This is a genomic window from Enterococcus sp. M-BR2 (assembly GCF_056612775.1).
In genome coordinates this window covers 2,283,468-2,298,133 of sequence record NZ_CM152743.1, presented here as the reverse complement: position 1 = coordinate 2,298,133, position 14,666 = coordinate 2,283,468, and the positions used below count along the sequence as shown (strand labels likewise).

At 40.1% G+C, this 14,666-nt stretch carries 9 protein-coding genes; 4 read left to right on the top strand and 5 right to left on the bottom strand.

Annotated features, from left to right (window positions below):
• Positions 1-214: 214 nt before the first annotated feature.
• Together AC1F25_RS11185 and queA are read right to left on the bottom strand one after the other, a co-directional pair.
• On the bottom strand, positions 215-2,854 hold the full coding sequence (locus tag AC1F25_RS11185) for a cation-translocating P-type ATPase (protein ID WP_002309742.1): 2,640 nt from the start codon (positions 2,852-2,854) through the stop codon (positions 215-217).
• Positions 2,855-3,718: 864 nt separating this feature from the next.
• Positions 3,719-4,750 carry a tRNA preQ1(34) S-adenosylmethionine ribosyltransferase-isomerase QueA gene (queA, locus tag AC1F25_RS11180; RefSeq protein ID WP_002293403.1) on the bottom strand — a complete coding sequence of 344 codons (1,032 nt, stop codon included), beginning with the start codon at positions 4,748-4,750 and terminating at the stop codon, positions 3,719-3,721.
• A 192-nt stretch (positions 4,751-4,942) separates the two neighbouring features.
• Between queA and AC1F25_RS11175 the strand changes: the two genes are divergently transcribed.
• The 4 genes from AC1F25_RS11175 to AC1F25_RS11160 are packed head-to-tail and all read left to right on the top strand — an operon-like array spanning position 4,943 to position 8,351.
• Positions 4,943-6,118 (top strand): betaine/proline/choline family ABC transporter ATP-binding protein, encoded by a 1,176-nt coding sequence (locus AC1F25_RS11175; RefSeq protein WP_002309744.1) that lies wholly within the window; start codon positions 4,943-4,945, stop codon positions 6,116-6,118.
• Positions 6,119-6,121: 3 nt separating this feature from the next.
• Positions 6,122-6,763 (top strand): ABC transporter permease, encoded by a 642-nt coding sequence (locus AC1F25_RS11170; RefSeq protein WP_002313982.1) that lies wholly within the window; start codon positions 6,122-6,124, stop codon positions 6,761-6,763.
• Entirely contained in the window at positions 6,760-7,677 is a 918-nt protein-coding gene (locus AC1F25_RS11165; RefSeq protein ID WP_479994111.1) for an osmoprotectant ABC transporter substrate-binding protein, read from the top strand. The genes AC1F25_RS11170 and AC1F25_RS11165 overlap by 4 nt, the downstream gene beginning before the upstream one ends.
• Positions 7,674-8,351: an ABC transporter permease gene (locus AC1F25_RS11160; RefSeq protein ID WP_002316601.1), complete on the top strand. Its 678-nt coding sequence runs from the start codon at positions 7,674-7,676 to the stop codon at positions 8,349-8,351. Before AC1F25_RS11165 ends, AC1F25_RS11160 begins: the two co-directional genes overlap by 4 nt.
• A 97-nt stretch (positions 8,352-8,448) precedes the next feature.
• Here the strand turns inward: AC1F25_RS11160 and AC1F25_RS11155 are convergent, their stop codons facing one another.
• The 3 genes from AC1F25_RS11155 to AC1F25_RS11145 all read right to left on the bottom strand — a co-directional run bounded on the left by AC1F25_RS11155 (position 8,449) and on the right by AC1F25_RS11145 (position 14,584).
• A complete protein-coding gene (locus tag AC1F25_RS11155; protein ID WP_002309748.1) occupies positions 8,449-10,272 on the bottom strand; it encodes an APC family permease in 1,824 nt (607 codons plus the stop codon).
• 351 nt (positions 10,273-10,623) lie between these two features.
• Complete coding sequence (locus tag AC1F25_RS11150; RefSeq protein WP_104841458.1) at positions 10,624-13,329, bottom strand: YhgE/Pip domain-containing protein; 2,706 nt, start codon at positions 13,327-13,329, stop codon at positions 10,624-10,626.
• A 307-nt stretch (positions 13,330-13,636) separates the two neighbouring features.
• Positions 13,637-14,584 carry an NADP-dependent oxidoreductase gene (locus AC1F25_RS11145; RefSeq protein WP_002313980.1) on the bottom strand — a complete coding sequence of 316 codons (948 nt, stop codon included), beginning with the start codon at positions 14,582-14,584 and terminating at the stop codon, positions 13,637-13,639.
• Positions 14,585-14,666 lie beyond the last annotated feature (82 nt).

Below are 14,666 nucleotides of genomic sequence, written 5' to 3'. Positions count from 1 at the left end.
CTGCCGTTTAATTCCGAGTCACAAAAAACAGTTTCTCATGTTTGATGAATATCGTGACTTGTGACCGAAGGGTTGGCAGGAGAACACCGTTTATCAAGAGGCAGTAAAAGAAACATTCAGCCTATTAGCAAAAAAGGAGGTGTGACAACATTCATGTCACGCCTCCTTTTTTGTATAGTTCCAGTAAAAAGAAAATCAACTTAGAAACAGTTGATCATTCCTCTTCTTCTGCTTCCGGCAATCGGTGGAACTTGATCAGTTCATTGACCGCGATTGGTACGATAGACAAAATCCCTACCAAGAACCAGTGATTCAAACTGATGTGTACTAGGCCGAATAGTTCTTGCGTAAACGGCAGCAAAGCAACAGCCGTTGTAATAGCTAATGCCAGTAACGCCATTTCAAACAACGCTTTATTTGTTGCTAAATTGACTTTGAAGATCGATTGACTGCTGCGTACATTGAACACATGCAAAATTGATGAGTAAGCTAAGATCAAGAATGCAACTGTTTGACCGACATGTTGACTTGCGTCTACCCATGGGCTGATAGTATCGACATAACTACCTAAATAATAACCAAACAAAGTTACGATGGTGAAGACCCCTGCGTTTATGGCGATTTTTTGCAATAAGCCTCGAGCAAAGATCCCTTCGTTTTTCGGAATAGGAGGCTGATCCATGATGCCGTGTTCTGCTGGTTCTCTTCCTAAAGCAAATCCTGGAAGTCCATCGGCAACTACATTGACAAACAGTAACTGTACAGCTGTGAATGGTGCGCCCCAACCTAACAGCATCGCAATCAAAACAATAAAAATCTCCGAAATGTTGCAACTTAGCAAAAAGTTGATTGCTTTACGAATATTCTGATAAACCGAGCGTCCTTGACTGACAGCATCGACGATCGTCGCAAAGTTGTCATCCGTCAGAATCATATCTGCGGCACTTTGCGCCACGTCTGTCCCTGTGATCCCCATAGCACATCCGACGTTACTTGCTTTCAACGCTGGTGCATCATTCACACCATCACCAGTCATCGCTACGACTGCACCCGTACGTTGCCAAGATTTGACGATCCGGATCTTGTCTTCTGGCGTTACCCGAGCATAGACAGAGAGAGCTTTGACACGCGCATCTAATTCTTCGTCTGATAATTGATGCAGTTCTGATCCTGAGAGTGCTTCTGACGGATCATTCAAGATACCTAATTCTTTCGCTATGGCACTGGCAGTTACCACATGATCTCCAGTGATCATGACTGTTTTGATGCCGGCCTTTTTCGCTCGCTTGATTGCTCCTTTACTTTCTGGACGTGGTGGATCGATCATTCCGATCAGGCCAATCAAACGTAAGTCTTTTTCCAATGCTTCAGAAGAAATATCTTGCGGTTCTTCGTCATAAGTAGCATAACCAACAGCAATCACTCTCAGTGCCCGTTTACCAAAGCGATCATTAACAATTGCTGCTTGTTCTACATCGCCTGAACTAAAGCGCGGAGCCAGAACATCGAATGCTCCCTTGGTGATTGAGATGTATTTTTCGCCCATTTGATGAACCGTTGTCATCATTTTTCGTTCAGAATCAAAAGGAAGCTCGTTTACTCGTGGATATTTTTCTTCTAATTCTGCTTTTGTATGATAATTCTCTTCAACAGCCCTGACGATGGCTACCTCTGTTGGATTACCTTTGATAACAAGGTCGTCATCTTCTTGTTCGACCGTCACATCTGTACATAGTGCGGCCATTTTCAATATTTCCATCGCGCTGTTCGTCATTGAGTCTTCGATATTCGTTACTTCATCGTCTTTGCTCCAGACTCGGCGGACGCGCATTTCATTTTGTGTCAGCGTTCCTGTTTTGTCTGAGCAGATAACATTAGCAGTTCCTAGAGTCTCTACTGCTGGTAGCTGCCGGATAATCGCATGTTTCCTCGCCATCTTCTGCACACCGTATGCAAGTGTCAACGTAACAATAACAGTCAAGGTTTCCGGTACAGCTGCAACAGCCAAGGAAATCGAAGTCATGAACATTTCAAGGAGTGGTTCTCCTTGTAATTCACCAATCACAAATACTAAAGCCGCAGCCGCTAAAGCGATCATACTGATTCGTTTGCCTAGCTGATTCAACCGGACCTGTAAAGGTGTCTTTTGCATGGTGTTTTCGTTCAAAAGATCCGCGATCTTACCCATTTCAGTAGCCATACCAATAGCCGTGACGATGGCTTTCCCACGACCTGCAACAACCGTACACCCTTTAAATACCATATTAAGTTGGTCACCTAATGACTCATCTTCTTTTGCGACGAATGCTGCATCTTTTTCGACTGCTTCACTTTCTCCAGTCAGCACCGATTCTTCTACACGTAATTGGGATGCTTCGATCAAACGGGCATCGGCAGAAATAGCATCACCGGACTCTAAAACAAGAATATCACCAACCACCAGTTGCTCTGACTCAACAGTGGTCACTTTGCCATCACGTATGACAGTTGCCGTTTGTTTATTCATATCTTGCAAGGATTCCAGTGCTTTTTCTGCGTTTCCTTCTTGGACGATTGACAATACCGAGTTGATCACAACGATAGCGATGATCAGCAGTCCTTCAAATAAATCTCCATGCTCTGTAGCAAATGCAGTATAAAAGGAAATCATCGCTGCTATAAGAAGTACGATCGTTGTAAAATCCGACAAGCTTCGAAAGAATTTTTTGATCATTGATTCTTTTGGTACCTCATCGAATTTATTCAATCCCTGCTTTTTTCGTCGTTCATCCACTTCTTGTGAAGACAACCCAGTATCTGGATCTGTTTCCGTTACCTTCCTTACTTCTTCTATTGTCTGCTTGTATTCTTCCATCCTATTTCCTCCTTTAAAATCTTCGTACAAAAAAAGGTACTAATTTTACTATAACATCCTTTTTTTAATTACTTCAACCAAAGGGCTTATTGATTATTTGTTAAGAAAGCATAAAATCCAAAGCACTTATATTTGCAAACGCTACCAAAAGATGCTATTATATAGATGTAAGGAAGGAGGATACCATCAAATAAACAGAAGAATTTCTCGATAGAACAGTCTAAGCAAACAAAGTTGTTAGAAGTACAGGTTTCACCCAGACATGCGTGTAGAGTACAAACCTATAAATAGTGAATGCGTATGGATGTTTGGATCACGAAGTATCCGAAACAAGAAGTAATGCGATACGTAACAATTGAATAACGTAAACGTCTGAAAATTGAATAGGAACAAGAGATGTTTCAAATGTTGAAGATGTAACGAAAACAAAATTTTTGTTTAACATGAAGAAATTCAACACCGTGCTTTGCATGTATGATGGAAAGTTACAATCATTTCTGTTTATTTGAATCCTTCCGAGATACAAGAAAGCCGAGCTTATCGAGAGCTCGGCTTTTTCTTATTTGTACGCATTTTTCTTATCTTTTAACTTGCATCTTACTACATTTTTCATACAAAAATTGATCGATTGTCGCTGAAAAGTTGGTGTATCATAAAGATAGTTCTTAACTTCTTCAATGTTATTACTCGTTAATGAAGTTTCTAGTAATAACACGTGTTTCAAAGCAGAAACGCAACTGTATAATTATCTGCGAATAGAAGCATCGAAAAAAGCTGCCAGTTAAAAAATCGGCAGCTTTTTTTTGTTTTTACGGAGATATTCTTGACTTTTTCATACTCAGAGTACGATCGTTCTAACCAGTCTTATTTCACGAACATCGCATCTCCGAAACTAAAGAAACGATAGCGCTCGTCAATCGCGTGCTGATAAGCAGATAATGTCAATTCTCTTCCGGCAAAAGCACTTACTAACATGACTAAAGTTGATTTTGGCAAATGAAAATTGGTTGAAAAAGCTTCCACCACTTTGAATTCATAGCCAGGTGTGATGAAAATATCGGTCCATCCACTGTCTGCTTTGATTTCTCCATTGAATTTCGTTCCAATCGTTTCTAATGTTCGAATCGAAGTCGTTCCGACAGCCACGATTTTCCCGCCGTTTTTACGTACTTGGTTCAATCGCTCAGCTGCTTCTTCCGTCAAACGGTAGAATTCACTATGCATATGGTGTTCTTCGATCTTATCTACGCTGACAGGACGGAATGTGCCTAACCCTACGTGTAGTGTCAGATAGACTAATTCAACACCCTTTGCTTCGATCTCATCAAGCAGTTCTTTCGTAAAATGCAAACCCGCTGTTGGCGCTGCAGCAGAACCATTTTCTTTCGCATAGACAGTTTGATAGCGATCTGGGTCTTCCAGACGTTCTTTGATATATGGAGGCAATGGCATTTCTCCCAACGATTCAAGAATCTCTAGAAAAATTCCTTCATACTCAAAGTCAATGATCCGTCCGCCGTGTTCCAATTCTTCTTTCACTACTGCTTGCAATCTGCCATCACCAAAAGAGATTCTTGTCCCAACTTTGGCACGTTTCGCAGGTTTGATCAATGTCTCCCACGTATCTCCTTCTGTATTCGTTAGAAGAAGGACTTCTAAATGAGCACCAGTATCTGGTTTTTCTCCATATAAACGAGCAGGCAGAACTCGTGTATTATTCATGACTAGCGCATCACCAGGATGTAATTCTTCAATGATTTCATGGAAATGCTTGTCTTTCATTTCTCCAGTTTTCCGATCCAAAACAAGTAAACGAGAATGATCGCGGTCTTTTAATGGTGTTTGTGCGATCAACTCTTCCGGCAAGTCAAAATCAAAATCTTCTGTTGTTAACATATCGTCACTCACTTTCTATCATGTGCTTCATCATTCTATCATGTTTTTCGTTCTGTTGGCAAAATCAGCACATTTTTATCCTAGCTTTTTATTTCCCTAAATAAAAAAACTACCCTATTTGTATTTTTTTATTGTTTTAGGCATACTAGTAATAGATAGTTCTTCATTGAAAATAGAAAAAGAGGTGGCACCATGATTGAATTTCAAAATGTGTCAAAGATTTATAAAGGTGGGAAAGTTGCTGTAGAGGACGTCAATCTTTCATTTGAAAAGGGTGAGTTCATTTGTTTTATCGGTACGAGCGGGAGCGGAAAAACGACGACAATGCGGATGATCAACCGAATGACTGATCCAACACAAGGGAAAATTTTGATTGATGGAAAATCCATCCAAGAAATTGATCCAGTGGAATTGCGACGTCAGATAGGCTATGTTATCCAAAGTATTGGATTGATGCCTCACATGACGATCCGTGAAAATATCACTCTTGTCCAAAAATTGTTGAAAGTCAGTCAAGAAGAACGAAATAAAACAGCTGAAAAAATGATTGATCTTGTGGAATTGCCCCGTGAGATGTTAGATCGCTACCCACATGAATTATCTGGTGGTCAGCAGCAGCGTATTGGAGTCGTTCGTGCCCTTGCAGCGAATCAAGATATCATCTTGATGGACGAACCATTCGGTGCGCTTGACCCCATCACTCGCGATTCTTTGCAAGACCTTGTCAAAGATTTACAAGAGCGCTTGGGAAAAACGATCGTATTTGTAACCCATGACATGGACGAAGCGATTAAACTAGCAAGCCGTATCGCCATCATGAGTGAAGGTCGTGTGATCCAATTCGATACACCAGAAAATATTTTACGTCATCCTGCAAACGATTTTGTAGAAGAATTGATTGGAGAAGATCGCTTACTACAAGCAAAACCAAATGCGACAAGAGTCGGAGAAGTTATGCTAAATACAGCAATCACGATTACACCGGAAAAATCATTACAAGAAGCAATCAAACTGATGAGGGAAAAACGTGTAGATACGTTGTTAGTTACCGATAATTCGAATGTATTAAAAGGATTTATCGATGTAGAAACGTTGAATAAAAAACGAGGAAAAGTATCCAGTGTAGGCGACATTTTGAATAAACATGTTTTTTACGTAAAAAAATCCGCTTATCTTCGTGATACCTTGCAACGCATTTTAAAACGCGGGCTGAAATACGTGCCGGTCGTTGATGAACAGAACAAAGTCGTAGGTATCTTGACTCGCGCATCATTAGTGGATATCGTCTACGATGTGATTTGGGGAGAAGACCCCGCAACTACTGATGTTGCAGAGTCAGCTACTCCTGAAGAATCTAAGGAGGTCTGACCTATGCAGCAGTTTTTTCATCAGCACGGTTCAGAAATTCTCTCAAAAGGTTTTGAACATCTTTATATTTCAGGACTTGCTTTGATCATTGGTATCATCATTGCTGTACCGCTTGGTGTCTTACTGACACGTTTTCCGAAAGCTGCTACGATTGTGATTGGTTTAACCAGCGCCTTGCAAACAATCCCTTCTCTTGCTTTATTGGCATTGATGATCCCGCTATTTGGCGTAGGTAAATTACCTGCGATCATCGCTCTCTTTATTTATTCATTATTGCCAATTCTACGAAATACGTATATCGGGATGAAAAATGTCGATTGGAATTATCGGGATGTGGCAAAAGGGATGGGAATGACTGAGTTCCAATCCATTTTTTCCGTCGAACTGCCTATTGCTATGCCAACGATCATGGCCGGCATTCGTTTAGCTGCTGTTTACGTGATTGCATGGGCTACCCTTGCCTCTTATATCGGGGCTGGTGGTTTAGGTGATTTGATTTTTAGTGGACTGAATAATTACCAACCAGATCTCATTTTGGCAGGTACGATCCCTGTAACGATTTTAGCTCTGTTGGCTGATTGGCTTCTAGGTCTCTTGGAACACCGGCTGACACCGATTGCACTTAGAGAGGAGAATGACGAATGAAACGTATACTAAAAATGACTATGGTTCTTTTCTCTCTTCTTATACTTGCAAGTTGTTCCTTCCCTGGACTTGCCAGCAATACAGATGAAGACACCATCTCGATCACAGGTGGGATCACTTCTGAATCTCAGATCTTAGCAAGCCTAGTTGCCGGGATGGTTGAACACTATACAGATAAAAACACAGCGATCATCAACAATCTCGCTACTACAACTATCAACCACCAAGCGATGATGAACGGAGATGCTTCGATTTCAGCAGCTCGCTACACAGGAACAGATTTAACCACTACATTGAATCTTCCTCCTGAAAAAGATCCGAAAAAAGCTTTTGAAATCGTGAAAGATGAATTTGAGAAAAGATATAACCAAACGTGGTTCCCATCCTATGGTTTTGAAAATACGTATGTCTTTCTTGTTCGAAAAGACACCGCACAAAAATACCATCTATCTAAAGTCAGCGATCTGAAAAATGTAGCGGATGAATTAGTAACTGGTGTAGATACTTCTTGGATCAATCGTAAAGGAGACGGTTACGACGGCTTCCAGGAAACTTATGGTTTCTCTTTTAATTCGATCTTACCTATGCAGATTGGACTTGTTTACGATGCAGTCGAAGCAGGTAAAATGGATATTGTTCTTGGCTACTCTACGGATGGACGGATCGCCAGTTATGATCTAGTCATGTTGGAAGATGATCGTCAATTCTTCCCACCATATGATGCTGCTCCAGTTGTAGACAACAAGGTATTAGCTGATACGCCTCATTTAAAAGAAGCCTTAAATAAGTTAGGTCATACCATCAGTACGGAAAAAATGCAGGAATTGAACTACGAAGCAGATAATAATCTAGTGGAACCATCAGTAGTAGCACAACGTTTCTTACAAGAAAACCACTATTTTGAAGGGAAGTGAAGCAATTGGATAAAATGAATGTCTTTCAACAATTTTTCTATTATTTCCAGGAAAATGGCTCCTATATCTTTGCACAATTTATCCGTCACTTCCTGATTTCTATCTATGGTGTCCTCTTTGCAGCAGTTGTCGGGATTCCGGTCGGGATCATGATTTCTAGGAGACGTAAATTAGCAAACTGGGTGATTCGTTTGGCGAATATCATCCAGACGATTCCTTCCTTAGCCATGATCTCCATTCTGATTATTGGATTAGGTCTAGGAGTCAATGTCGTGATTGTTACTGTATTTTTATATTCCCTATTACCCATTATCAAGAATACGTACACCGGGATGATCCAAGTAGACAAAAATATCCTGGATGTCGGCAAAGGCATGGGGATGACTGCTAGACAACGGCTGTTCATGGTAGAGTTACCACTCTCTGTTTCTGTTATCATGGCAGGCATAAGAAACGCGCTAGTTGTTGCCATCGGGATAACCGCGATTGGTGCATTCGTCGGTGCTGGTGGTCTTGGAGATATCATTATCCGAGGAACCAATGCAACAGATGGCACATCGATTATTTTAGCCGGTGCATTGCCAACTGCATTAATGGCGATCATCACAGACTGGCTTTTAGGCATTTTGGAAAAACGGCTAGATCCTGCTTCAAAAAAATCGCAGACAGAATGAATCAAGACAAAAAAAGGTCGTAGCGCTTGAGCGCTACGACCTTTTTTATTTAAATGATATTCAATAAACTACTTTGTGTCCCAGATTCTTGATGGACTTATTTCTTCAAATGGTAACTATAGGTGCTGATAACGATATTTTCACGCCAAGACAACCGCAATCTTAACCGCAAACTTGTTTGGTTATGGAGAATATTCTGCCAACGTCTGTTTGGTACAAATTGAGGAATCAGCACAGTAGTTGTATAGTTTTGTTTCGCTGCATTTTTACTTACGATATCTACATACCGGATAATCGGATTTTCAATCGAGCGATAAGAAGAATGGACGATTGAGAAACGGACATCTGGGAAATGCTTTTTAAATTCTGCTTCGATTTCTTTTTCTTTTTCGACATCTTCGTCTAGCGAAACATGCATTGCAACGACATAATCACCGATCGAACGTGCGTAATTCAACGCACCGATATTCACCCGTGTCACATTCCCAACTAATACAAGAACGGTATTTCCGTCATAGTCATGTAGTTTTGCATCATTTTCTAAACGAAGCTGTTCTGCCACTTTTTTATAATGATCATGGATCTTATAAAAAATGAACATAACGATTGGCATGATGATGAAGAAAGGCCAAATGTCCCCTAACCGATAGACGAACAAAATCGCAATGATTGCATATGAGATGAACGCACCTGTAATATTGGCAATCGATTTGCTTAACCATCTTTTTCCTTCTTTTTTCCATTTGACGACCATCCCTGTTTGAGATAAAGCAAATGGAATGAACACGCCGATAGAGTATAACGGAATCAAGCGTTCTGTTGAGCCATGGAAAATAAACAGCAACACGATTGAACCTAGCGCTAGTGTGATAATCCCATTGGAATAGCCTAGTCGATCCCCACGATCTTGATACATGTGGGGCATGAATTTATCTTTTGCCAAATTGTATGCAAGAACTGGAAAAGCAGAAAAACCGGTATTGGCAGCAACGGCTAAAATCAGCGCTGTAGCAAATTGAAGGACGTAATACAAAATACCATGTCCAAAGACAGCTTTACCGATTTGAGACAAAACAGTGACTTCTTTTTCTGGAACGATTCCATACCAATAATTGATAAATGTGATTCCAACGAAGAAGAAACCTAAGATCAAGGCCATCATCGTCAATGTAGCAGCGGCATTTTTGGCTCTTGGCTTTTTGAAGAATGGTACGGCATTACTGATAGCCTCAACCCCAGTCAAAGAGGAGGAACCAGAAGAAAATGCTCGTAAAATCAAGGCGATAGAAACCCCTGGAACAACCGCCCCTGGCAACGCAGTAGCTTGCAATGGCACAGCACCTGTCACGATATTATATAACCCAACAACGATTAGCAACGAGATTACAAGGATAAATGTGTACACCGGAAATAACAGGAACGATGCAGATTCTCTCAGACCACGAAGATTCAGCATCATCAGTAGTAAAACGATTGTCACAGAAATAGCAACTTGATGCCCGTATAATGCTGGGACCGCTGATGTGATTGCTTCAGCACCTGCTGAGACAGATACTGCTACCGTCAACATGTAGTCGATCAATAAAGAGCCACCGGAAATCAAGCCCGCATTCTTCCCAAGATTCTCACTGCTGACGACATATGCTCCACCGCCATGAGGATAAGCATGGATGATTTGACGATATGATAGCGTTAAGGAAATCAATAAAATAATAACAAAAGCGGCAATGGGCAGCGAATACCAGATAGCTGCAGCAGACAAAGCGACTAAAACAACAACGATTTGTTCCGTACCATATGCAATAGATGATAACGCATCAGACGACAATAATGCCAAAGCAGCAAAACGGGTTAATTTGTGCTCATCATTTTCAGCAGATTTTAAAGGCTTACCTACTAACAACCTTTTTAAGTAATCCAATTTTTAAACTCCTTTACACGCAATTTTACTTCAAGTATGATAGTCGAAAATTTATAGTAAACAAGATGTTATAGTACGCTCACTGACCTTAAAAGTCAATAAACTTTAAGAAAATAATTGAAAAAAAACAGAAAAATATCAAGCGCTTTTTCAAACGCTTTAATACAGCAAAAATCTAACATTTTTTTATGGGCTTTTTCTTTGAATTCTATAATAAAAGGATAGAACTTGACTTAGAAAATCAGGTTCTATCCTTTTTTATATCTTAACTTTTAAAAGAGAAATGTGAAGCTGTTTTTTTGTTTGGTCATTCTTATTACTGCAGAACAGCTTTTTCACAACCTCTTTTCTTTAATGAAAAATATGGCTCTCATGCGCCGCTTCTTTGAATTTCGTCATTTTTTCTTCGATGAACGGATAGACTGCCGTTCCTACGACTCCAAAGACAACAAACAAACCGATCATGATCCAGATTGCTTTCGTAGCATTTGGCCAATAAATTCCTCCTGCAGATTCCCGTAACAAGTTTACCGCATGAGTAAATGGCAAGAACGGATTGATCATTTGGAAGAATTTCCCTGAGACTTGGATCGGATAGTTCCCGCCTCCACCAGAGATTGACAGTACTAAAATGATGATAGCGATCCCTTTACCGACATTATCGAATAATGCAGCCAGGACGTAAACGATCATCATAAATGCTAAGGCAATCAAGACAGCAAATGACACGCTGTAGACTGGATTTTGGACATCTACTCCTAGTAAGAAAATATTCCCTAATGTAACAATCAAGCTTTGCGCGATTGCCATTGTCAAGAATGTCAGCATACGAGCAACGAATTGTTCTCGTTTCGTAAAATTGTTTCGGTCTTTCTTTCCTAAATAGTATTCTGTCGTAGCAACACTTGAAAGAAGAACAGCGCCGACCCACAGACATAGTGCAGTATAAAATGGAGTGCTAGCTGAACCGTTATTTGCGATTGGATAAAGCGCATTGGTTTGCAGCTCAACAGGTTGTGTAAAGAAGTCACTTTCTTTTGTTGCATCTAGTTTCAATAATTTGATGACTTCTCCTAGATCGACTTCCTGTTCGCCTTTTCGGATCGCATCTGCTGCTTTTTGGATACCAGCTTTGATATTTGGCCAGTCATTGTTGATCAAGTCCGCAGCAGCGTTCACAGCTGTTTCGACTTCTGGCATTTTTTCATTTACTGTTGTCAATGTACCGGTGATTTCATTTTTTAGTGTGGGCCAATCATTTTGGATAAAATCAGCGGCCAACCCTAATTTTTGCTGAAGGATCGGTAATTCATTGTTGTATAGGTCTGCCCCTTCATTGATGCCATTGACGATGGTCTCCATATTGCCATTCAACATTGTATTGGCATCGTGGATTTCTTGTCCAATTGCAGGCATTTCTTTTTGATATTTTTCTAAGATTGCCACTGCATTTGTTACAGTTGCTTTCGTTGAGCTGAGAAGCGAATCAAAGTCGATCTGGTCCGCTTTGCTCAGTGCGCCTTGTGCAGTCCCAATCGTATCGATGACTTGGTCTAGTAGAGAAGTGACGGTTGAGCTGATTTGACCTGTATTGATACCAGCAATGATGCCATTGATATTATTAGCAACGGCATCAATTTGATCTAGCAATTCATCAATAGCCTTCGTGTCTTCATTTTGAACAGCTGTGTTCAAAGCAGATAGGCGGTTTTGCAGATTGCTTAGCAAGGGTTTTAATTGATTTAGCTGATCAATGATTGGCTGCAATTTCGTATTTCCAGCACTTGTTTGCAATTTAGTCAGGAACTCGACCAGTTTATCGATTGCATTTTGTTGTTGAGATATTCCGTCAATAAAGCCGTTCAATACATTGCTGATGTTTTTCTTTTCATCATCAGTCAGCTTACCATCTTCAATAGCTATTCTTACAGTATCTATTAACGAACTAGTCGTTGTTGCCACTTGTCCAATTGACTTCAATGTAACATCTACACTGTTTGTGATGCTTGGTATCGCATCTTTCAGCTGAGAGGCACCTGATTTTGTTTGGTTTGCTAGATCACTTGCCTGGTTTTCTAAATTTTTCACATCTGGCAAGATATCTTGTACTTGTTGGATGATCGTCAAGCCTTGTTTTGCTTCATCGATTCCTTGATTCATTGTCTCTTGGATCGAAGCAAAATCGCCGTCGATCTCTGCTAGTTGTTTACCAGCATTTTGGATCTCTGGGATTTTTTCTTGCAAATCAAGGATGATTTTTGCTTGGTCTTTCAATTCAGGCATTTTGTCATTCAATGCAACGACTTTTTCGCCCATCTCATCTACTTTAGGGATGTAATCCACGAATTCATTTGCTTTATTCAATTTTTCCTTGATGTCAGGTAATTGACTTTGTAATTCGAGGACTTGCTTTGTGTAGCCGTCGATCGTGTCCAGATTTTCATCTGTTGATAAAATCATCTCTTTGACTTTATTGATACTTACTAGGTTCGTATCGATGTCGTAACCTATTTCATTGAATACTTTCAATAAAGTCGAACTGGCTGTTTTGATAAATTCATTTGTGATTTGCGATTGGATCGAACTTGCTCCTTTATCGGTGATTTTCGGTGCAATCGCATTGATTTTTTCATTTACCGTATATTCGATTTTCGGTTTCTTGATGTCACCACTAGTAAAACTCAGCAGATCTTCTGAGAAATCCTTTGGCAGGTAAATACCTGCGTAATACTTTCCGGAACGGACTCCGTCTTCTAATTGCTCTTTTGAATCAACGAATTGCCATCCTAATTGTTTATTTTTATGAAGCGATTCGATGACTTGCTTCCCAATGGCCACTTCTTTACCTTGAAACTCTGCTGGCTTGTCTGCACTGTAAACAGCAATTGGCAGCTCTCCAGTATTTCCATATGGATCCCATAGTGCTTTAATGTTAAACCACGCATATAGCGAAGGGATGATCATGATCGCAATGATCAAAAGTGTAGCAATCGGGTTTTTGAAAATCCGTTTCCAGTCAAGCAAATATAAACGAAGTGTATTTTTGATTGACTGCATAGTTCTCCCCCTTCTTCTTTTTTCAGCTGAATTACTTTACCATGTATTTCATACTTTTTTCAATCGGCTTTTTTCAAAAAAGTCGAATTTTTGGACATATCACGGCAATTGTCTCATTGTAATCTCTTACATATTGAGAAATAATTAAGGATTACAGCCTTTACTTTATCATGAAATAAAAGGGAAAGATAATTTTATGCCAAAGTTTTTATCTATTATACGTATACGCAAAAAAGCTAAAACACTTTTTTGGTCTTTGCCCCTACAAAAATGTTTCAGCTTTTTTCATTTTTTATTCCTATGTTTCTTACTTTTCGAATGACAAAATGATTTTCCCGGCAGGAGGATGCCCTTCAACTTGCTGATGTGCTTGGATAACATGTGCAAGTGAAGCAGACAGATTCATTGAAATAAAAATATGAAAGGCACCTTTTTGATAGGATTTGATTATGCCAGCAAAGGCTTCTGCATCTTGATATTCCTTTCTTGGAACAAATGATTCATAAAAGCCTTCCTTTTTTTGCCGCAAATTTAGGTCTGGGAGGTCATTTAATGCAACATATCTCCCACCTGGTTTCAGGATCTGGATGCCGGTTTCTCCTTTGATGCTTCCTTTCGTGGCATCAATCACAAGGTCTGCTTGATCAGCAAATTGCATACCTGGGTCTGTTTTATCATAAGCAGCAAATGCTGAAACTCCTAGTTTCCTTACTTTTTCTTCGTTTTTACTAGAGGCACTGGTTAAGACTCGGATACCCTTTTCGTGGAGAAGCTGGATCAGACTAGACCCGACCGCACCTGATGCACCTAGAATCATCACTGTATCTGTCGGCTGGATTTCCGTCAAATGATTGATTAGATTATACGCCGTAATCCCTGGTGTGACCATTCCGGCTGCTTCTTCCCAACTCATTTCATCTGGAATTTTTGCTGCTTTTGTTGATGGCAGTACGACTTCTTCTCCGTAAGTTCCGCCGACTGCATGGACAGCTACTCGATCACCTACATGAACAGTTGTGACATCTGAACCAATCTCTGTCACGATACCAGCGCCATCATTACCTAGTACATAAGGGAATTTCAATGTTCGTATCTCTTTCATCTCTCCTGAACGCAAGGCAACATCATACGGATTCACGCTGAATGTTTTTATTTCTACACGAATATGTCCAGAATCGACTTCTCTGGGATGAGCATTGATTTCTTCAAAAACATCTTGCGCTTCTCCGTAACCATTAATTGCAAATCTTCGCATAGTTACCATCTCCCTTTTTCTTTAAGTTTACGTTTATGCCTTTATTTTGACAAAAAAAATGTCTTTTCAATTTGGAACATAA

Coding starts and splice junctions, on each gene's coding strand:
- AC1F25_RS11185 (WP_002309742.1), bottom strand. CDS start 2,854: ATGGAAGAATACAAGCAGACAATAGAAGAAGTAAGGAAGGTAACGGAA.
- queA (WP_002293403.1), bottom strand. CDS start 4,750: ATGTTAACAACAGAAGATTTTGATTTTGACTTGCCGGAAGAGTTGATC.
- AC1F25_RS11175 (WP_002309744.1), top strand. CDS start 4,943: ATGATTGAATTTCAAAATGTGTCAAAGATTTATAAAGGTGGGAAAGTT.
- AC1F25_RS11170 (WP_002313982.1), top strand. CDS start 6,122: ATGCAGCAGTTTTTTCATCAGCACGGTTCAGAAATTCTCTCAAAAGGT.
- AC1F25_RS11165 (WP_479994111.1), top strand. CDS start 6,760: ATGAAACGTATACTAAAAATGACTATGGTTCTTTTCTCTCTTCTTATA.
- AC1F25_RS11150 (WP_104841458.1), bottom strand. CDS start 13,329: ATGCAGTCAATCAAAAATACACTTCGTTTATATTTGCTTGACTGGAAA.
- AC1F25_RS11145 (WP_002313980.1), bottom strand. CDS start 14,584: ATGCGAAGATTTGCAATTAATGGTTACGGAGAAGCGCAAGATGTTTTT.